The sequence below is a fragment of the Ruegeria sp. BHSA123 genome (assembly GCF_059613425.1).
In genome coordinates, this window is record NZ_JBXWSL010000002.1 from 168950 (window position 1) to 188300 (window position 19351).

General features: G+C 56.9%; 19 protein-coding genes. 18 read left to right on the plus strand and 1 reads right to left on the minus strand.

The window, feature by feature from the left end; all coding sequences use genetic code 11:
- The first annotated feature begins 91 nt into the window (after positions 1–91).
- From frr to AC2FNC_RS01975, 14 genes are all read left to right on the plus strand, one after another.
- Entirely contained in the window at positions 92–655 is a 564-nt protein-coding gene (gene frr, locus AC2FNC_RS01910; protein ID WP_480472657.1) for a ribosome recycling factor, read from the plus strand.
- A gap of 9 nt (positions 656–664) precedes the next feature.
- On the plus strand, positions 665–1396 hold the full coding sequence (uppS, locus tag AC2FNC_RS01915; RefSeq protein ID WP_480553445.1) for an undecaprenyl pyrophosphate synthase: 732 nt from the start codon (positions 665–667) through the stop codon (positions 1394–1396).
- On the plus strand, positions 1393–2175 hold the full coding sequence (locus AC2FNC_RS01920; RefSeq protein ID WP_480545597.1) for a phosphatidate cytidylyltransferase: 783 nt from the start codon (positions 1393–1395) through the stop codon (positions 2173–2175). The genes uppS and AC2FNC_RS01920 overlap by 4 nt, the downstream gene beginning before the upstream one ends.
- Positions 2175–3347 carry a 1-deoxy-D-xylulose-5-phosphate reductoisomerase gene (gene dxr / locus AC2FNC_RS01925; protein ID WP_480603673.1) on the plus strand — a complete coding sequence of 391 codons (1173 nt, stop codon included), beginning with the start codon at positions 2175–2177 and terminating at the stop codon, positions 3345–3347. Before AC2FNC_RS01920 ends, dxr begins: the two co-directional genes overlap by 1 nt.
- A 4-nt stretch (positions 3348–3351) precedes the next feature.
- On the plus strand, positions 3352–4704 hold the full coding sequence (gene rseP, locus AC2FNC_RS01930; protein WP_480516959.1) for an RIP metalloprotease RseP: 1353 nt from the start codon (positions 3352–3354) through the stop codon (positions 4702–4704).
- 79 nt (positions 4705–4783) lie between these two features.
- Positions 4784–4912, plus strand: a complete 129-nt coding sequence (locus tag AC2FNC_RS01935) for a hypothetical protein (protein WP_267364732.1) — start codon at positions 4784–4786, stop codon at positions 4910–4912.
- Between the two features lie 128 nt (positions 4913–5040).
- The gene (gene bamA, locus AC2FNC_RS01940) at positions 5041–7401 is read left to right on the plus strand and encodes an outer membrane protein assembly factor BamA (RefSeq protein WP_496714501.1); all 2361 of its coding nucleotides are present in this window, start codon (positions 5041–5043) and stop codon (positions 7399–7401) included.
- A 6-nt stretch (positions 7402–7407) separates the two neighbouring features.
- Positions 7408–7986, plus strand: a complete 579-nt coding sequence (locus tag AC2FNC_RS01945) for an OmpH/Skp family outer membrane protein (RefSeq protein WP_496714502.1) — start codon at positions 7408–7410, stop codon at positions 7984–7986.
- A gap of 73 nt (positions 7987–8059) precedes the next feature.
- A complete protein-coding gene (gene fabZ, locus AC2FNC_RS01950; protein WP_267364735.1) occupies positions 8060–8533 on the plus strand; it encodes a 3-hydroxyacyl-ACP dehydratase FabZ in 474 nt (157 codons plus the stop codon).
- A complete protein-coding gene (gene lpxA / locus AC2FNC_RS01955; RefSeq protein ID WP_496714503.1) occupies positions 8530–9315 on the plus strand; it encodes an acyl-ACP--UDP-N-acetylglucosamine O-acyltransferase in 786 nt (261 codons plus the stop codon). Before fabZ ends, lpxA begins: the two co-directional genes overlap by 4 nt.
- Positions 9316–9319: 4 nt before the next feature.
- On the plus strand, positions 9320–10114 hold the full coding sequence (locus tag AC2FNC_RS01960) for an LpxI family protein (protein WP_480553451.1): 795 nt from the start codon (positions 9320–9322) through the stop codon (positions 10112–10114).
- Entirely contained in the window at positions 10114–11280 is a 1167-nt protein-coding gene (gene lpxB / locus AC2FNC_RS01965; RefSeq protein ID WP_496714504.1) for a lipid-A-disaccharide synthase, read from the plus strand. Before AC2FNC_RS01960 ends, lpxB begins: the two co-directional genes overlap by 1 nt.
- Positions 11273–11848 (plus strand): hypothetical protein, encoded by a 576-nt coding sequence (locus AC2FNC_RS01970; protein ID WP_496714505.1) that lies wholly within the window; start codon positions 11273–11275, stop codon positions 11846–11848. The genes lpxB and AC2FNC_RS01970 overlap by 8 nt, the downstream gene beginning before the upstream one ends.
- Before the next feature lie 99 nt (positions 11849–11947).
- Entirely contained in the window at positions 11948–12493 is a 546-nt protein-coding gene (locus AC2FNC_RS01975) for a carboxymuconolactone decarboxylase family protein (RefSeq protein WP_496714506.1), read from the plus strand.
- Here the strand turns inward: AC2FNC_RS01975 and mnmA are convergent.
- Complete coding sequence (gene mnmA, locus AC2FNC_RS01980) at positions 12490–13635, minus strand: tRNA 2-thiouridine(34) synthase MnmA (RefSeq protein ID WP_480472679.1); 1146 nt, start codon at positions 13633–13635, stop codon at positions 12490–12492. The two genes, AC2FNC_RS01975 and mnmA, sit on opposite strands and share 4 nt — an antisense overlap.
- Before the next feature lie 128 nt (positions 13636–13763).
- On the opposite strand from mnmA, the gene sciP reads away from it, so the two are divergent.
- The 4 genes from sciP to recG all read left to right on the plus strand — a co-directional run bounded on the left by sciP (position 13764) and on the right by recG (position 19322).
- Positions 13764–14057 carry a CtrA inhibitor SciP gene (gene sciP, locus AC2FNC_RS01985; RefSeq protein ID WP_496714507.1) on the plus strand — a complete coding sequence of 98 codons (294 nt, stop codon included), beginning with the start codon at positions 13764–13766 and terminating at the stop codon, positions 14055–14057.
- A gap of 85 nt (positions 14058–14142) precedes the next feature.
- Entirely contained in the window at positions 14143–14859 is a 717-nt protein-coding gene (ctrA, locus tag AC2FNC_RS01990; RefSeq protein WP_267364745.1) for a response regulator transcription factor CtrA, read from the plus strand.
- 123 nt (positions 14860–14982) lie between these two features.
- Positions 14983–17235, plus strand: a complete 2253-nt coding sequence (gene ligA / locus AC2FNC_RS01995; protein WP_496714508.1) for an NAD-dependent DNA ligase LigA — start codon at positions 14983–14985, stop codon at positions 17233–17235.
- Complete coding sequence (recG, locus tag AC2FNC_RS02000) at positions 17232–19322, plus strand: ATP-dependent DNA helicase RecG (RefSeq protein ID WP_496714509.1); 2091 nt, start codon at positions 17232–17234, stop codon at positions 19320–19322. Before ligA ends, recG begins: the two co-directional genes overlap by 4 nt.
- The last annotated feature ends 29 nt before the right edge of the window (positions 19323–19351 follow it).

Below are 19351 nucleotides of genomic sequence, written 5' to 3' on the forward strand. Positions count from 1 at the left end.
TGGTACAAAACCGCCTCATGATTGCTATACATCCCAAATGTGATGGCGTAAGACCCATCCAAAGAGTACCTGAATACGGGGAGTGAGCAGCATGTCTGACGACTTCGAACTGGACACCGATGACCTGAAACGCCGCATGGATGGCGCAATGGCCAATCTGAGAACCGAATTTGCCTCGCTGAGAACCGGGCGCGCATCGGCTTCGATGCTTGAGCCTATTATGGTAGACGCTTACGGCTCGACGACACCGATCAACCAGGTGGGCACCGTCAACGTCCCAGAGCCGCGCATGGTCACTATAAATGTGTGGGATAAGTCATTGGTAGGAAAGGTTGAAAAGGCCATTCGCGAAAGCGGATTGGGCATCAACCCGCAGCTGAACGGCACAATCATAATGCTGCCGATTCCCGAGTTGAACGAAGAGCGTCGCCGTGAACTGGGCAAGGTCGCTGGCCAATATGCGGAAAGCGCCCGGATCGCGATCCGCAATGTGCGCCGGGACGGCATGGATCAGATCAAGAAGGCAAAAGCGGACGGTATGTCTGAAGACGACCAGAAGCTGTGGGAAAGCGAAGTGCAGGATCTGACGGATGCGATGATCAAGGCTGTAGATGCGGCGCTTGAAACCAAGCAAACTGAAATCATGCAGGTCTGATCTGGTCTGATGCCGAAAGATCCCCAAACCGATCCGGTCTGCGGCCCGCGCCATGTCGCTATCATCATGGATGGCAATGGCCGCTGGGCGCAGGCGCGTGGTCGCCCCAGGCTGTTTGGGCACCATGCCGGTGCGCGGCGTGTTCGCGAGGTTGTCGAGGCCTGTCCACATCTGGGGATCAAGTACCTGACTGTGTTTGCATTCTCGACCGAGAACTGGAAGCGAACGCAGGTTGAGGTGGCCGGGTTGATGAGCCTGTTTCGGCGCTACATCATCAAGGAGACACGGACCCTGGCAGATAATGGCATCCGGGTTCGGTTCATAGGTGATCGGGTAAGGTTGGATTCAAAACTGATCGAATTGATGGATTCACTGGAAGAAGAAACCAAGGACAACGACCTTGTTCATCTGACGGTCGCCCTGAATTATGGCGGTCGGGACGAAGTAGCGCGCGCCACCAAACGTCTCGCGCGGGATGTGGCCGACGGGCAGCTTAAACCCGAGGATGTGGATGAAGAAACGTTGCCTAAGTATCTGGATACACGCGTTCTTCCGGATCCCGACCTTGTCATTCGAACCAGTGGCGAAGCACGGATTTCAAATTTTCTGCTGTGGCAGTCCGCCTATTCCGAGTATGAATTTATAGATACGTTGTGGCCGGATTTCACCGCGGCAGAACTCGAAAGGCTATGTCGCAACTATGGGGCCAGAGAGCGCCGGTACGGGGCGGTTCTGGCATGAGTGATGGCCGGTGGTCTGATCTGACGAGTCGGGTCCTTTCTGCCGCCGTTCTGGTTGCGATAGGGGCCATCGAAGTCTGGCTTGGCGGTCTCTGGTTCGAGGTCTTCATTGCAGCTGCTTGTGGCCTGATGACCTGGGAACTGGTCCGGATGATTGACCCTGAAAGCCAGGGTGTGGCCGTGCAGTTGGGCGTTCTGACTGCGTTTGCCGTTATCCTCAGCTACCACCTGCCGGCGCTATACACGCTCCCTGTCGTGCTTGCGCCAGCTTTGGTGGGTATGGGACAGATCGGTCGTTCGAAAACCTTATACGGCTTGTTCGCGGTCTGGATTGTTGCGGCTGGTCTGGGATTCATTTCCATTCGCGAAAACTCGGGATTTGGCTGGATGGTCTGGCTGATAGCGGTGGTGGTGGCCACGGATGTGGCGGGCTATTTTGTGGGCAAAATGGTCGGAGGGCCCAAGTTCTGGCCAAAGGTCAGCCCCAAGAAAACATGGTCTGGAACGGCAGGCGGATGGGCTGCCGCGGCCTGTGTCGGTATCGCCTTCGCAAGCCACGCGGGTTTCGGATTTGCCTTTGTTGTTGTTTCCGTTTTCGCATCAATGGCCAGCCAGGCGGGTGACATAATCGAAAGCGCGATCAAACGTAAGTTCGGGGTCAAGGACAGTTCGAACCTGATCCCCGGCCATGGCGGCTTTCTGGATCGGTTCGACGGCATGATGGGGGCTGCGGTGTTTGTTCTGATCGCAGGGCTTCTGTACACGCCGGGTGAGATGTAATGCGACGGATTTCCGTTCTTGGCGCCACGGGTTCGATCGGGCAAAACACGCTTGATCTGATTTCGCGTAATCCCGAAGGCTATGATGTGGTGGCGCTTACCGGCGGTGCGAATATTCAACAACTTGCCGATGACGCTCGTCGGTTGCGCGCCGATCTGGCTGTCACGGCACACGAAGACAGGTTGGAGGACCTGCGCGTCGCCTTGGCAGGCAGTGGGGTCGAAGTGGCGGCCGGGCCGCACGCAATTGCCGAGGCTGCCGCGCGTCCGGCGGATTGGGTCATGTCAGCAATCGTCGGGGCAGCGGGCCTTGCGCCTGGGATCGAAGCCCTGAAACAAGGGACGACACTGGCCTTGGCCAACAAGGAAACACTGGTCTGCGCCGGATCACTGGTTCTGGAAACTGCAAAAAACCATGACGCGCGTTTGCTTCCGGTCGACAGTGAGCATTCTGCCGTGTTTCAGGCGCTGGTTGGCGAAGATATCAAAACGGTCGAACGCGTGATTATCACCGCAAGTGGCGGAGCGTTCCGCGACTGGCCGCTGAAGGATCTGGCAAACGCCACCGTCGAACAAGCGTCCAGCCATCCGAATTGGGATATGGGACAGCGGATCACAATCGACAGTGCCTCGATGTTCAACAAGGCGTTGGAAGTAATAGAAACAAAAGAATATTTCGGAGTATCTCCGGATCAAATCGAAGTTTTGGTTCATCCCGAATCCATTGTCCATGCAATGGTCGGGTTTCGAGATGGCGCAATGATGGCACATATGGGCGCCCCCGATATGCGCCATGCCATAGGGTATGCGTTGCACTGGCCGGAAAGGCAGAAGCTGCCGGTTCAGCGGCTGGACCTGGCAAAGCTGGCTCAGCTGCGCTTTAACGAACCGGATCTCACACGCTATCCAGCCCTAAAACTTGCTTGGGACGTTATGGAGCGCGGTGGGCTGGCCGGCGCGGTATTCAATGCCGCCAAGGAACGCGCGCTGGATCACTTCATTGCGCGCCGGATCGGCTTTCTTGATATGGCGGACACCGTTTCTGCCGTATTGGACAGGTTTGACGCAACGGGTGGCCTTATTGATGCCCCGATGACACTTGATAACGTACAGCAAACCGACCATCTGGCACGTCAGTGGGTCGATAACACTGTGATGGAACGAGCAGGATAGAATTTTGGACGTACTTTCCCTGATCCCGCAATTCGGCAATCTGCTGTGGACGATTGTTGCCTTTGTTATTGCGCTGTCGGTCATTGTGGCCGTGCATGAATATGGCCACTACATTGTGGGCAGGTGGTCGGGTATCCATGCCGAAGTCTTCTCGCTCGGGTTCGGGCCGGTGCTCTGGAGCCGCAAGGATAAGCGCGGAACCAAGTGGCAGATCGCAGCATTGCCTTTTGGTGGATATGTAAAGTTTCTGGGCGATGCCAATGCGGCCTCGGGCAAGGATGAAGAGGCGATGGAAGACATCGCGACCCAAAATCCTGAGGAGTTGCGCCGCACCATGCACGGCGCCCCGCTATGGGCACGGGCAGCAACTGTCGCGGCTGGCCCGGTCTTTAATTTCGCCATGTCCATTCTGGTTTTTGGCCTGATCTTCTGGTCACAGGGCGTTTCGCGTGAACCCCTGACCGTTGGCGCGTTGCAGCCTTTGCCAGGCACCGTGCAGGAATTGCGCGAGGGAGATGTGATTACGGCTATCGCCGGTCGTCCGACACCGGACTATGACGAAGAAGTCGCATGGAAGGAATTCATCGACCAACTGCCTGTTCAACCGGTTCTGGATTATTCCGTGATCCGCGATGGCCACCCCCTTGAGGTTCAGGCCCCCTGGATGCTTCCGCCGCTGATCCGTCAGGTTGCTCCGCGTAGCGCGGCTATGGATATCCAACTGAAGCAAGGGGATGTCATCACCTCGGTCAATGGTGAACCGATCTTTGCCTTCGAACAGCTAAAGGATCATGTCGAAGGATCGGACGGCCGCGTCTTGCTGCTTGAAGTCTGGCGGGATGGGTCCGAGTTGGAATTTGCCCTAGCGCCCCGGCGCACGGATGAACCGCAGCCTGATGGTGGTTTTGTCACCCATTGGCGCATCGGAATCGTCGGTGGCATGATGCTGGAGCCTGCTACGGTACCGGCTGGTCTTTTCGATTCCCTAAAGGGCGGTGTCATCCAGACAGGCCGCATCATCGAAGGGTCCTTGTCCGGCATGTGGCACATGGTGACGGGCGCAATCAGCACCTGCAACATCTCGGGGCCAATCGGAATTGCCGAAACCTCGGGGGCGATGGCCAGCCAGGGGGCGCAGAACTTTATCTTCTTCATTGCTGTCCTTTCGACGGCCGTAGGCTTGTTGAACCTGTTTCCCATTCCGGCGCTGGATGGCGGGCATCTGATTTTCTACGCCTACGAGGCCATTGCCGGGAAACCACCCAGCGACCGGGCGTTGCGCATACTCATGGGCATTGGAATTGCGATCATTCTGACGCTGATGCTGTTTTCGGTCAGCAACGACCTGTTCTGCTGAATGTGGCGGCTGGAGCAAATTCCAGCCGCATTCCCGCCATATTTCAGCGCTACAGTATTCCCGTCAAAAGGGAACAGTCATGTCCAAAACGCTGAAAAAATCGTATCAAAGCTTTAGCTTCCTGTTCATGTTGAATTGGGACGTTATGCTGAGCTTTGCCGTTACAGCGTTGGCAATGGCTGGGGCCGCCTATCTGGCGGGAATGTGATTCTCGGGAAAATCGTAGGTCTGTTGTCCCGTGGCTGTCTGCCTGACTGCTTCGATATCGCCTTTTGACAAGCTCATTCAATCCCGTTACTCAGCATTAAAGTCTCAAAATTCTGGGTAGAGCATAAAATGACTGACAGGCGAGACGCAGGCACATCCTGCGGGGGGCATAAGCCGATAAACAATATTTTGTGGCAGGCGCTAACGGTTTTTTTCCTTTTTGTTGCGGTAAGCTTACTGGCGTTTCCACATGCGGCATCGGCGCAAAGCTACACGATCAACTCGTTTGATGTTGAGGGGAATCGCCGGATCGAAACCGGGACAATCATCGCTCGTACCGGAATAGAACCGGGCCAGACCGTAACGGCCGGACAGCTTAACGATGCCTATCAGCGTTTGCTTGACAGTGGTGTATTTGAAACAGTCGAACTGACACCGCGCGGCACGACTCTGGTCATTCAGGTTCAGGAATACCCAACGATCAACCAGATCAGCATTGAAGGGAATGCTCGCGTCAAAGACGACGTTCTTCTGGACGTGATCTCGTCGCAACCACGCCGGGTTTTTACGCCTCAGGCGGCCGAAGCGGATGCTGACACGATCGCCGAAGTGTATTCGGCCCAGGGTCGTGTCGCGGCAACTGTCATTCCTCGCATCATCCGTCGCAGCGACAACCGGGTCGATCTGGTCTTTGAAGTGGCAGAAGGCACGACCATTGAGGTCGAGCGCGTCAGCTTTGTCGGCAACCGCGCCTTTTCGGACCGGAGGCTGCGCCGGGTACTGGAAACCAAACAGGCAACGTTTCTGCGGACATTCTTCCGCAACGACACGTTTATCGGCGACCGCATCGAATTCGACAAACAAGTCATTCGTGATTTCTACCTGTCGCGGGGCTATATCGATTTCCGTGTGAACAGCGCCAACGTCGAATTTACCCGCGAACGGGATGCCTTCTTTCTGGTGATGAACGTCACCGAAGGCCAAAAGTTCTCGTTTGGAAAGATAACGACGGTTAGCGAAATCGCCGGGGTCGATGCGGCGCCGTATCAGGATGCGCTGAAAATCAAACCTGGCGTGACCTATACGCCGACGCTGGTGGAAAACTCGATCGCGCGGCAAGAGCGCCTTGGGACGAAGCAGGGCGTTGATTTCCTGCGTGTTGAACCGCGTGTGACGCGCAATGACCGAGATCTTACCCTGGACGTCGAATTTGTTCTGACGAAGGGTCCGCGTATTTTTGTTGAGCGGATCGATATCGAAGGCAACACCACCACGCTGGACCGTGTGATCCGCCGTCAGTTCGACACCGTCGAAGGTGACCCGTTCAACCCGCGTGAAATCCGTCAGGCCGCGGAACGCATCAATGCGCTTGGGTTCTTTGCGGTTGCGGAAGTTGAGCCTCGGGAAGGGTCGTCACCCAGCCAGGTCATTCTGGATGTTGATGTCGAAGAACAGCCTACAGGCTCTCTGAGCCTTGGCGGCAGCTACTCGGTCACAGACGGCTTCGGGATTGCAATCGGCCTGAACGAGTCGAACTTCCTGGGACGCGGTCAGAATCTTGGTGTGTCCATCTCGACAGCACAGGATTCAGAACAGTACACGATTAACTTTACCGAGCCCTATTTGCTGGGCCGAAAGCTGCGTTTCGACCTTGGACTGGGTCTGTCGGCAACCAATTCCGGCTTTGCAAGTTACGACACGAGCTCGTTGTTTTTCACACCTCAACTGACCTATGCAATCGGCGAACTTTCTGCTCTTCGGTTGCGCTATGACTGGGACCGCAGCGAGATGACCCAGCAGAGCGATCAGGTCAACGGTGCGGTGATTGCGTCTGAGATTGCGCAGGGGAAACGGACATCCAGCTCGCTGGGACTGTCATACATCTATGACAGCCGGATCGGTGGTCTGGACCCGAATTCAGGCGTTCTGTTCGAGGTTGGCGTCGACGCGGCGGGTCTTGGTGGCGATAACAAATACTTCAAAACCACCGCTCGCGGGATCGCCCAAACACGGGTCTGGAACGAAGAAGTCGTTCTGCGTGCAACACTGGAACTGGGTGCGTTTAATTGGACTGGCGATGGTTTCAGCCGCGCTGTTGACCGCTTTGTTTTGGGGCCTCGTACCTTCCGCGGGTTTGAACCGGCCGGTATTGGCCCGCGTGATTTGTCCAATGGCCAGGATGATGCCATCGGTGGCAACTATTACTGGGTCGCGCGTTTTGAAACCGATTTCCCCTTGGGTCTGCCCGAGGAGCTGGGCCTGCGGGGCGGTCTGTTCTATGATGTTGGAAACCTATACAACATCAACGATGTGAACACCGCAGGGGCAAATATCGTTGGTGCAGACGGGTCCATTCGTCACGTAATCGGCATCTCGGTCCTATGGGAAACACCGTTTGGACCTTTGCAGTTCAACTTCTCGAAGGCTCTGAAAAAGGAAACGTTCGACAAGGAACAGAACTTTGACCTGACCATTCAGGCTCGGTTCTGATCTGCGATGACGAACAGGTTCTTTACCTTGATACAGGGCCCGCTTTGGGCCCTGTGTGCATTTCTGATGCTGTTTCAGGCCCCTTCGGCTGAAGCACAGCAACTGGGTGTTCCGCAAGCCAGCGTGGTCACATTGTCCGGCGAGCAGCTGTTCAAGAACTCGGCATTCGGGCAGCGCGTGCTGCGCGAGATCGAAAAAGAAAGCGCGATGCTTGCGGAAGAAAATGAGCGGATCGTCGCGGAACTCAGCCGCGAGGAAAAAGACCTGACTGAAAAGCGTGCAACCATGCCAGCCGAAGAGTTTCGACCTCTGGCCGAAGCGTTCGATGTCAAGGTGCAGTCCCACCGTGACGGGCAAAGAGCAAAGCTTGACGCGTTGGCGCGTCGCAGCGAAGAGGCGCAACAGACGTTCTTTGAAATAGTTCGACCGATCCTTGTTGATTTGCTGCGCGAATTTGGGGCCAGCGTGATCATCGAACGTTCCAATGTCGTTGTAAGCACGTCAGATATCACAGAAGCTGCGATAACCCGTGTAAACACGGCAATTGGCGATGGCAGCGGGCTGCAAAAAGACAAGAGCGAATAGGTTCGCTTGCCCTTACGAGGCTGTATTGCTAACCACGCTGAAAAAGAAACATTCAGAACGGGATACCTGCATCATGACAACGGAACCCAAAAGCGCCGATATTCAGTTGATCCAAAGGATCCTGCCGCATCGTTATCCGTTTTTGCTGGTCGATAAGGTGGTTGACATCTCTGGCTATCAATCGGCCCGCGGTATCAAGAACGTCACCATGAACGAGCCGCATTTCCAGGGGCATTTTCCGGGAACTCCGATCATGCCAGGTGTTACCATCGTTGAGGCGATGGCGCAGACCGCAGGCGTGATGCTGGGCGTGGGTATGGATGTCATCGACACCGAGTTGCTGATCTATTTCATGAGCATCGACAAGTGTAAATTCCGCCGGAAAGTTGTTCCTGGCGACGTGCTAGAAATGCATGTCGAAACGGTTCGCGGCAAGAAGGGTGGGAAGCTTTTCAAATTCAACGGCCGCGCAACTGTTGATGGTGAAGTAGCCGCCGAGGCAGAATTCTCGGCCTATGTCGATTGGGATATGGAAAAAACAACATGAGCGGTATCCATCCCAGCGCGATTATCGAAGATGGGGCGCAGATCGGGCAGGATTGCATCATCGGTCCTTTCAGCTATGTGGGCGCCAATGTAAAACTGGCTGATCGGGTCGAGTTGAAGTCTCATGTCGTTGTGACCGGTGATACATCGATTGGCGAAGACACCGTGATCTTTAATTTTTCGGTGATCGGTGAGATTCCTCAGGACCTGAAATTCGGCGGTGAAAATACGCGCCTTGAAATCGGTCAGCGCAACCGCATTCGCGAGCATGTAACGATCAACACCGGAACCGAAGGCGGCGGTGGCGTAACCCGGATCGGGGATGATTGCCTGCTGATGGCAGGTGTTCATGTGGCCCATGACGTGCAGATCGGCAACCGGGTAATCATGGTGAACCACGCGGGCGCAGCCGGTCACTGTATCGTCGAGGATGAAGTAATCATCGGTGGCATTTCGGGCCTGCACCAGTGGGTGCGCGTTGGACGTGGGGCGATCATCGGTGCGCTCACCATGGTGCCCAAAGACGTCATTCCCTACGGACTGGTACAAGCATCCAGGGGTGAGCTTGAAGGTCTGAACCTCGTGGGTCTCAAGCGTAAAGGTGTTTCGCGCGAAGACATCTCGGCATTGCGTGCCGCGTTCAAGGAGTTGTCTGAAGGCGAAGGAACGTTCATGGATCGCGCCAACCGTCTTGGTCAGGGTAACGACAGCGACTATGTGCAGCGGATCGTTGATTTTGTCACCGGACACAGCGATCGGTCGTTCCTGACACCGAGGAAATAGGAACATGCTTGCGTTGATTGCGGGAACCGGGGCGCTGCCGACCGAATTGGTTGCCCAATTGGCGGAACGTCCGCTGATCTGCGCGATGGAAGGTTTCCTGCCGGATGATCTGGTCGCAGATATCGTGTTTCCGCTTGAACAGCTTGGCAGTTTTATCGCCGGGCTTCAGGCGAAGGGCGTGACCGAGATCTGCATGGCCGGCGCAGTTCGGCGCCCGAAGGTTGATCCTAAACGTATTGACGCGGCAACGATGCCATTGGTTCCGGTGATCCAGCAGGCCATGCTGTCGGGTGATGACGGAGCATTGCGGGCTGTCATTGGCCTGTTGGAAGGCGCAGGATTGCGGGTGTCTGCCGCGCATGAAATCGCCCCTGGCCTGTTGCCGCCTTTGGGCTGTCTGACTGATGTGCACCCATCCGAGAGTGATATGGCAGATGCAGACCGCGCTGCCGGAATTCTGCGGGCCATGGGAACTGCGGATATAGGTCAGGCCTGTGCCGTTTTAAAAGGGCAGGTGTTGGCAATCGAAGGCATCTTTGGAACCGCCTGGATGCTTCAGTCCCTGACACAACGCCCGGATGCGGGGGGCGGCATACTGTTCAAAGGTCCAAAACCCGATCAGGACCGTCGTGCCGACCTGCCCGTCATAGGACCGGATACCATCACGGATGCGGTCGCGGCAGGCTTGTCTGGCATCGTTCTGGAAAAGGGCGGTGTGCTGGTTTTGGAAAAAGAACAGGTCATCGCCGAATGTAACCGTCTTGGGCTGTTCCTGTATATTCGCGAGCGAGCGGTCTGATGCGTGTTTTTCTGGTCGCCGGTGAACCTTCGGGCGACCGGCTGGGCGCCGCGTTGATGGAGGGGCTGAAGACCCTGATCCCCGATATTGAATTCGACGGGGTGGGCGGACCTTTGATGGCGGTTCAGGGGCTGACCAGCCGGTTTCCGATGTCGGAACTTTCGGTGATGGGTTTGATCGAGGTTCTGCCGAAGTTTTTCCACCTCAAGCGTCGAATCTCGGAGACCGCGCAAGCAGTGTTGGACACGCGGCCGGACGTTCTGATAACCATCGACAGCCCCGATTTCAGCCTGCGTGTCGCCAAAATCGTCAAAGCCGCCAGTGATATCCGCACCGTGCATTACGTCGCGCCCAGTGTCTGGGCCTGGCGTCCGGGGCGAGCGGATAAAATGGCAAAGGTCATCGACCATGTGCTGGCACTGCTTCCGTTCGAGCCGCCATACATGGAGCGGGCAGGGATGGAGTGTGACTTTGTTGGCCATCCAGTTGCCAGCGAACCGACGGCAACACAGGCTGAGATTGCAGCAATCCGGAGCAGGTACGACCTAGGGGATGCACCAGTCCTGCTGGCTCTGCCCGGATCGCGCCGGGGTGAGATCGAGCGTCTGGCAGACACGTTTGGTGAGGCATTGCGGCTGTTTTTGACGGATCATCCCAGTTATCGCGTCGTGGTTCCAACCGTAGGTGCAACAACTGATCTGGTCAACGATATGACGCAAAACTGGCCGGGCGCACCAATAGTGCTCGACCCGCGCCAAATCGGGGCCGGGCAAGCCACCATCGAAAAACGCGCGGCCTTTGGCACAGCACGTATTGCGCTGGCCGCTTCGGGTACGGTTTCTTTGGAACTGGCCGCGCAGAATACACCCATGGTGATCGCCTACAAGCTCAATTGGCTGACCCAGAAAATGGCTGAACGCATGGTCAAGCTGGACACTGTTACATTGGTCAACCTGGTATCTGAAACACGCGCCGTGCCTGAATGCCTGCTGAACGATTGCCAGCCAGAAAAGATCGCCAAGTCCCTGCATGATGTGACCAATGCCCCCGACGCTCAGCAACTTGCGATGAACCTGACAATGGAAAGGTTGGGGCGCGGAGGAGAAGCTCCGGGATTGCGGGCGGCACGAGCTGTGCTGGACAGAATGCAGATTGAGCATGCTTGATCACACGCTGTTCGCCGCTTCAGCCGGGATTGCCATGATTTCCACCAATCTGGACAATCTGGCCGTCTTGCTGGGTTTGATACTGGTGATCGAGCAGCGCCGCGCCATCATTGGCTTTGCCGTCGCGCAAACAATTGTTCTGACATTGGCCATGACCGTCGCTTTGGGCGTTGACCAGAGCGGCGCGCCGTTTTGGATCGGGTTTCTGGGTCTTGTGCCACTGGCCTTTGGTCTGCGCGGTATCTGGAGGCAGCTTTTCGGGGCCAATTCTGAAGGAACCGAGGCAAAAGGGGCCGTGACCTCGGTGGTTACCCTGTTCCTGAGCCTGTCGATTGACAGTTTCGCGGTCATGACACCGTTATTGGCGGATTCTACCCCCTCATACCGCGTTGCCGCCTTGATTGGCGCAGCACTGGCCGCTTCCGTGCTGGTCCTTACCGCCGCCTGGGGCGCCCCTCGGGCCAAAAGCCTGGGGCCACGCGTCGCCCGAATGGATAGGGTCGCCCCATATATCATGGTCTGCGTTGGGCTCTATATCCTCTTCAATTCGCCTACGGACGCCCTGTAAGAAATTTGTTCCGGCGTTCCGTCTCGGGTTTGTGATCCGCGACCGTCTGTTGCAGCGGTGCGGACTTAAAGTATCCTCTCTAAAAAAGGAGCTTTCATCATGACCCGCATTCCCCCTTTGTCAGACGCCGAGATGGCAGACGAGACACGCGCGTCTCATGCGGCTTTGGGCGCTTATGGTCCGTTCGACAATTGGGCCCGGGTCACCGCACATTGTCCACCGGTTCTGGAACATGTCGCAGGGATGCTAACAGCGTTACGGGAACAGCAGACCTTGCCGCGTCGTGCGCTGGAACTGGCCATGGTGACGGTTTCCAAACTGAACGCCTGTGACTACTGCGTCTCGCATCATACTCCGCTGTTGACAGTTGCTGGTCTCAGCCCCGAAGGCGCGGCGCGTTTGCCAGATGTTGACAACCACCCCGAGCTGGACGCGTGCGACAAGGCCGTCGTGCGATACGCCGAGGCGGTAACGACACGATCAGGCCGCATGCGCGACGCCGAGGTTTCCAACTTGCGGGATTGGTTCAGCGATGCCCAGATTGTCGAGTTAACCTGGCGCATCGCTTTGTGCGGTGCATTCAACCGGTTCAACGATGCGCTTCAGATCCAGATCGAACCGGAGGTTGAACCGGTTTCAGCCTAGTACCCGCGCCAGATCCAACCGCCGCCAAAGATGCGGCTGCCTTCTGAGGCATAGAAGACGCAGGCCTGACCGGGCGAGATGCCTTCTTCGGGTGTCAGCAATTCAACCTCAGCAGTGGTGTCGGACAGCGGTCGAATAATGGCTTCACGCGGGGGGCGGGTCGAACGGACCTTGACTGACAGGTGCCATTCTTCGCGAGAAGTGAAGGGTTCATCGCCCAGCCAGTTGATCTCACGCACGGGGACGACACGCGTTGCCAGCATCTCTTTGGGGCCGACAACGACCTGTTTCTTGTCCACGTCCAGCTTGACCACATAAAGCGGTTCGCTCAGACCGCCGATGCCCAAGCCGCGCCTTTGGCCGATCGTGTAATGGATCACACCGTTATGCTGTGCCAGAACGCGGCCATCGGCATGAACAATCTCGCCCGGCTCTGCAGCACCGGGGCGCAGCTTTTCTATAACGCTGGCATAATTGCCATCGGGCACAAAGCAGATGTCCTGACTGTCAGGCTTGTCCGCCACAGACAACCCATATTGAGCCGCCATTTCGCGGGTCGCGTCTTTTGAGGGCAGGTGGCCAAGCGGGAAGCGCAGGAAATCAAGCTGTTCCGGCGTTGTCGAGAACAGGAAATAGGATTGATCCCGGTTGGCATCTTCCGCGCTGTGCAGTTCCGGGCCGTTTGGCCCCATCTTGCGCTGGATATAGTGCCCGGTGGCCATACAGTCAGCCTCAAGATCCTTGGCGGTTTCCAGCAGGTCCTTGAATTTTACCCGCTCGTTGCAGCGAATGCAGGGTACGGGTGTTGCGCCTGCCAGATAGCTTTCTGCAAACTCATCGATCACCGCGTCCTTGAAGATGTTTTCGTAGTCCAGAACATAGTGGGGAAACCCACGCTCTTCTGCCACGCGGCGCGCATCGTGGATATCGATCCCGGCACAGCACGCCCCTTTCTTGGCCAGAGCCGCTCCATGATCATAGAGTTGCAGTGTCACACCGACCACGTCATAGCCCTGATCGGCCAGATAGGCTGCGACAACAGAGCTATCGACGCCCCCCGACATGGCCACAACCACCCGCGTTTCCGAGGGCGGTTTGGCAAAGCCAAGCGAGTTCAGCGGGGTCTCGGTGTCGAGGGCCATTGGCGGTTCCTGTCCGGGTTAAGAAAGACCGGCAGAATATAGGAAAATTCTACACACTCTCAAGAGGCGGTTTCATACGACCTTAAGTAGGCTGGTGCCAGCTTTGATGCAGCAAAGAGGGTAAAGCGATGTATTTGCACAAAGTGGAAGGGCCAAGGTCTGTTTCTCTGCCGGATGGGTCCATACTGACACGCGCCGATCTGCCGCCGTCAAGCACACGGCGGTGGGTGGCCTCGCGCAAGATTCTGGTCGTGCGTGGGGTACTTTACGGGCTGATCAGCCTGTCTGAGGCAAAACAGAAATACGGGATCAGCGACGAAGAATTCAACGGCTGGGTTTCCCTGGTCGCGGAACACGGTGTCGAGGCTTTGAAAGCCACGGCCTTAAAAAAGTATCGACAACCTATAGGTGAGCTGGAATAAATGATTCAACGGTAACGTCAGATTAACCATTCTTGGTCAGGTTTAGTTTTAATTGGAATTATTGACCCGAATTGGAGCAGTGAAAATGCGTATACTTCTTGTCGAGGATGATCCGACCACGTCCAAAAGCATCGAACTGATGCTGACGCATGCGAACCTTAACGTCTATGCAACGGATCTTGGCGAAGAAGGTATCGATCTGGCAAAGCTCTACGATTACGACCTGATCTTGCTGGACCTGAACCTGCCAGACATGAACGGGCATGAAGTGTTGCGCCAGTTGCGGATTGCCAGGGTGGAAACACCGATCCTGATCCTATCGGGTGCAGATGATACGGACAGCAAGATCAAAGGCTTCGGGTTTGGCGCGGATGACTACCTGACCAAGCCCTTCCACCGTGAAGAACTGGTGGCTCGTATCCATGCCATCATCCGCCGGTCGAAAGGGCATTCGCAGTCCATCATCCACACAGGTCGCGTGGCCGTTAACCTGGACGCCAAAACCGTCGAGGTGGACGGAAAAACCGTGCACCTGACAGGAAAAGAGTACCAGATGCTGGAATTGCTCAGCTTGCGCAAGGGTACGACTCTGACCAAGGAAATGTTTCTGAACCACCTATATGGCGGCATGGACGAACCCGAGCTGAAGATCATCGACGTCTTCATCTGCAAACTGCGCAAAAAGCTCAGCAACGCAACTGGTGGTGAGAATTATATCGAAACCGTTTGGGGCCGGGGTTACGTGTTGCGCGACCCGCAAAGCAACACATTGGACGAGACGCGAATGGCGGTCGGCCTCTGAATTGAACCGTTTGTGTCGCTGGTAGTCCAGGGCGGCACTTTGCACTCACGGCTCAGCACATCTGGACCTGGCCATGGCCTCGCCCTATCACTGAGGTCCAAGAACGCGTGACAGGGCGAGGCCATGAGCAATTCCATTCCCATATCAGACCTGACGGATGATGAGGCGCGTGCCGAACTGGCGCGGTTGGCGGACATCCTGTCGCGAGCCAACACTCTGTATCACGCAGAAGATGCGCCCGAGTTGTCGGATGCGGATTATGATGCCCTCAAACGCAGAAACGCCGAGATCGAGGCGCGTTTCCCCCACCTGAAACGTGCTGACAGCCCGACAGAGCAAGTCGGGGCCAAACCGGCGGACGGGTTTTTAAAAGTTACTCATGCCGTCCGAATGATGTCACTGGGAAATGCGTTCGACGATGGGGACATTGCCGATTTCGACACCTCGATTCGCAAATATCTGGGCCTTGATGCAGGCGCGCCATTGGCTTTCACAGCTGAACCCAAGATTGACGGCCTGTCTTTGTCCTTGCGATATGAGAACGGACAGCTGGTTCAGGCCGCAACGCGGGGCGACGGTGAAGTTGGCGAGAACGTGACGGCCAACGCCTGCACAGTCTCTGATATTCCACAGCTGATCGAGAACGCGCCCCAAATTCTTGAGGTCCGGGGCGAGATTTACATGTCTCATTCCGATTTTGAAGCGTTGAATGAGCGGCAGGCTGAACGGGGGGGCAAACCCTTTGCCAACCCGCGCAATGCAGCGGCAGGGTCACTGCGCCAGCTGGATTCGGAAATTACCCGTTCCCGCCCATTGCGCTTCTTCGCCTATGCCTGGGGTGAACTGTCAGAGCCTTTGGCAGATACTCAGATTGGAGCAATTGAGCGTCTTGCGACCCTTGGGTTCCCCACGAATCCCTTGACGCGCCTATGTGCCACGACTGAGGACATGATCGCTCATTACCGGGATATCGAAGCGCAGCGTGCGACTTTGGGGTATGACATCGATGGGGTCGTCTACAAGGTAAACGATCTGTCTTTGCAGGCACGTCTGGGTTTCCGCTCAACGACGCCAAGATGGGCAATTGCGCATAAGTTCCCAGCCGAACTGGCCTGGACCAGATTGGAGGCGATCGACATTCAGGTTGGTCGAACAGGGGCGCTTAGCCCCGTGGCACGGTTGCATCCTGTAACGGTTGGCGGAGTGGTCGTCTCCAATGCCACATTGCACAACGAAGATTACATCGCAGGGCGCGATGCCAAGGGCGGCGCGATTCGTGAAGGAAAAGATATCCGAGTGGGCGATTGGGTTCAGGTTTATCGCGCTGGCGATGTGATCCCCAAACTGTCGGATGTCGACTTGTCCAAACGCCCCGCCGATGCACGCCGCTTTGCCTTTCCGACACATTGCCCCGAATGCGGGAGTGATGCGATCCGCGAAGAAGGCGACGCGGTTCGACGATGCACCGGCGGCCTGATCTGTCCCGCGCAGGCCGTTGAAAAACTAAAACATTTCGTGTCGCGCAAAGCCTTTGATATAGAAGGGCTGGGTGCAAAACAGATTGAAATATTCTATGGGGATCCAACCCTTCCGATCAATGCGCCAGCTGATATCTTCACGCTGGAACAACGGGACGCAGCCAGTCTGACGCGGTTAAAAAACCGGGACGGGTGGGGCGAAACATCCGCCAGGAACCTGTTCGAAGCCATTGATGAAAAGCGGAAAATTCCCTTTGCGCGCTTGTTGTTCGCACTGGGCATTCGGCATGTTGGCGAAGTGGGTGCGCGCGATCTGGCGCTTTTTTACCGCGACTGGGATGCGATGGCACTCGCGTTGGACACTGCGCGCCCGGCCGCGCTGGCCCAACGGCAGGCCGATGAGGTGGAAGATGCAGAGCGTGCGGCAGCGCAGCTTGAAGGGCGTCGAGCGCGCGTGAAAGAAGTGCGGGACGCAGCCATCGCGGAGGCCAATGTCGCAGCCGATGCCAATGCCGCCTGGGCAGAGCTGATCGGGATCGACGGAATTGGCGCAACGCTTGGCCTTTCACTGTCGGACGCATTTGCCAATGTAGAGGAACGACGGGCTTTCGACACGCTGCGCAGCGAATTGACGGTTATCGCCCCCGACGCGCCAGCCTCGGACAGTCCGGTGGCGGGTAAAACCGTAGTGTTCACCGGAACGCTGGAAAAGATGACCCGCGCCGAAGCCAAAGCGCGAGCCGAGGCGTTGGGCGCGAGGGTTTCCGGATCTGTCAGCAAGAAAACCGATATTCTGGTCGCGGGTCCCGGGGCCGGGTCAAAGGCGAAAAAGGCGGCGGAACTTGGGATCGAAACTTTGGACGAGGATGGCTGGCTTCAGCTGATAGAAGGCGCATGAGCGGACGCCCCGAACAGCTTTTCCCGCTATTTGCAGGGCTGGAAACGTTGGATGGCGTCGGTCCCAAGACGGCACAGGCCATGGCGCAGACCGGGGTGGAATCCCCGCGCGATGTTCTGTTCAGCCTGCCTTATGCCGTGGTGGACCGGCGCAGGCGGGATACAATTCAGGGGGTGGACCTGCCAGCCACTCTGACCGTGGAAGTGACAGTCGGCCCGCACAGGCCGCCTCACAACAAGGGAGGGGCTTATCGCGTTCATGTCGAAGACAGTCAGGCCGATTTCCAGCTGGTCTTTTTCCACGCACGTGGTGAATATCTGAAAAAAGTTTTGCCGCAAGGATCTCGCCGCGTGGTTTCCGGCAAGTTGGAACTGTTCGACGGCATGGCGCAGATGGTGCACCCTGACCACATGCTGCCCGTTGAACAAGCCGGCGATATCCCGGAATTCGAACCGGTCTACCACCTGACGCAAGGGCTGACCCAGAAAACAGCGTTCAAGGCCAGCCGCAGCGCATTGGCACGCGCACCCAAGCTAGAGGAATGGATCGATCCGGCGCAGGTGTCACAGCAAAACTGGCCGAGCTGGTGTGCGGCCATTCACGCCGGTCACAATCCGCGCGGCGCTGATGATGTCGCGCCGTTTGCCCCTGCGCGTCAGAGATTGGCGTATGACGAATTGTTTGCGCATCAGCTGACGCTCGCTCTGGCCCGGCAGCGAGAGCGCAAGTCGCGGGGGATAGTCAGCGTGGGAACCGGGGCACTGCAATCTAAAGTGCTGGCAAGCCTTCCCTATCGCCCGACTGATGCACAAACGCGCGCTATTGATGAGATTTCGGCTGATATGGCGTCTGACGCCCGAATGAACCGACTGTTACAGGGCGACGTCGGCGCCGGTAAGACGCTGGTGGCCATCATGGCGCTTCTGATCGCCGTTGAGGCAGGCGGGCAGGGCGTGATGATGGCCCCGACCGAAATTCTGGCACGCCAGCATCTGGAAGGGTTGCGCCCACTGGCCGAGCAGGCCGGAGTGGTTCTGGAACTGCTTACCGGACGTGATAAGGGCGCTGAGCGGCGTGCCAAGCTTGAGGCACTTAAACAAGGCGATATTCACATTCTGGTTGGCACACATGCAGTGTTTCAAAGTGATGTTGAATTCAAGGCGCTGAGATTGGCCATCGTCGACGAACAGCACCGGTTTGGCGTGCGGCAGAGAATGGAATTGTCGGAAAAAGGCAAGGGGGCCGATGTTCTGGTAATGACCGCCACTCCGATCCCACGTAGTCTTGCGCTGGCGCAATATGGCGACATGGATGTTTCGGTGCTGGATGAAAAGCCTCCGGGGCGAAAACCGATCAAAACGGCGATTGTCAACACACAGCGTATGGACGAAGTCATCGCCCACCTGCGGCGAGCGATTGATGAAGGGCGACAGTGTTACTGGGTGTGCCCTCTGGTCGACGAATCCGAAGTTTCGGACCTGACGGCGGCCGAGGAACGCTTCAAACGTTTGCGGGCCATTTTAGGCGAGGGAGTGGTGGGACTGGTTCACGGACAGATGCCACCCGCCGACAAAGACGCCGCGATGAGCGCGTTTCAGAACGGGCAAACAAAGGTCCTTGTTGCCACGACGGTGATCGAGGTCGGCGTGAACGTACCCAACGCAACGATCATGGTCATTGAACGGGCCGAGATCTTTGGGCTGGCGCAATTGCACCAGTTGCGGGGGCGCGTCGGGCGCGGGGATGCGGAATCCACTTGTTTGCTGATGTATCAACCACCGCTCAGCGAGGGAGGGCGCAAGCGGCTGGAGGTTCTGCGCGAGACAGAAGATGGCTTCCGAATCTCGGAAACTGACCTTGACATGCGAGGCGCGGGCGATCTGATCGGGACTGCGCAATCCGGGTTGCCAAAATTCCATATCGCGGACCTGGAACGTCAGGCAGGATTGATGGCCGTCGCCCAATCCGATGCGCGGGCGCTGCTAACGACCGATCCCAAACTGACCTCGGACAGGGGACGGGCCGCACGCGTACTGTTGTGGTTGATGAAACAGGATCAGGCGATCCGTTTGATTTCAGTGGGTTAGCTGTAATGTTCTCTAAGGTTCACAAATGT

Excerpts from the sequence above, each read along its gene's own strand:
- frr (WP_480472657.1), top strand. The coding sequence starts at position 92 with ATGTCTGACGACTTCGAACTGGACACCGATGACCTGAAACGCCGCATG.
- uppS (WP_480553445.1), top strand. The coding sequence starts at position 665 with ATGCCGAAAGATCCCCAAACCGATCCGGTCTGCGGCCCGCGCCATGTC.
- AC2FNC_RS01920 (WP_480545597.1), top strand. The coding sequence starts at position 1,393 with ATGAGTGATGGCCGGTGGTCTGATCTGACGAGTCGGGTCCTTTCTGCC.
- dxr (WP_480603673.1), top strand. The coding sequence starts at position 2,175 with ATGCGACGGATTTCCGTTCTTGGCGCCACGGGTTCGATCGGGCAAAAC.
- AC2FNC_RS01935 (WP_267364732.1), top strand. The coding sequence starts at position 4,784 with ATGTCCAAAACGCTGAAAAAATCGTATCAAAGCTTTAGCTTCCTGTTC.
- bamA (WP_496714501.1), top strand. The coding sequence starts at position 5,041 with ATGACTGACAGGCGAGACGCAGGCACATCCTGCGGGGGGCATAAGCCG.
- AC2FNC_RS01945 (WP_496714502.1), top strand. The coding sequence starts at position 7,408 with ATGACGAACAGGTTCTTTACCTTGATACAGGGCCCGCTTTGGGCCCTG.
- fabZ (WP_267364735.1), top strand. The coding sequence starts at position 8,060 with ATGACAACGGAACCCAAAAGCGCCGATATTCAGTTGATCCAAAGGATC.
- lpxA (WP_496714503.1), top strand. The coding sequence starts at position 8,530 with ATGAGCGGTATCCATCCCAGCGCGATTATCGAAGATGGGGCGCAGATC.
- AC2FNC_RS01960 (WP_480553451.1), top strand. The coding sequence starts at position 9,320 with ATGCTTGCGTTGATTGCGGGAACCGGGGCGCTGCCGACCGAATTGGTT.
- lpxB (WP_496714504.1), top strand. The coding sequence starts at position 10,114 with ATGCGTGTTTTTCTGGTCGCCGGTGAACCTTCGGGCGACCGGCTGGGC.
- AC2FNC_RS01970 (WP_496714505.1), top strand. The coding sequence starts at position 11,273 with ATGCTTGATCACACGCTGTTCGCCGCTTCAGCCGGGATTGCCATGATT.
- AC2FNC_RS01975 (WP_496714506.1), top strand. The coding sequence starts at position 11,948 with ATGACCCGCATTCCCCCTTTGTCAGACGCCGAGATGGCAGACGAGACA.
- mnmA (WP_480472679.1), bottom strand. The coding sequence starts at position 13,635 with ATGGCCCTCGACACCGAGACCCCGCTGAACTCGCTTGGCTTTGCCAAA.
- sciP (WP_496714507.1), top strand. The coding sequence starts at position 13,764 with ATGTATTTGCACAAAGTGGAAGGGCCAAGGTCTGTTTCTCTGCCGGAT.
- ctrA (WP_267364745.1), top strand. The coding sequence starts at position 14,143 with ATGCGTATACTTCTTGTCGAGGATGATCCGACCACGTCCAAAAGCATC.
- ligA (WP_496714508.1), top strand. The coding sequence starts at position 14,983 with ATGAGCAATTCCATTCCCATATCAGACCTGACGGATGATGAGGCGCGT.
- recG (WP_496714509.1), top strand. The coding sequence starts at position 17,232 with ATGAGCGGACGCCCCGAACAGCTTTTCCCGCTATTTGCAGGGCTGGAA.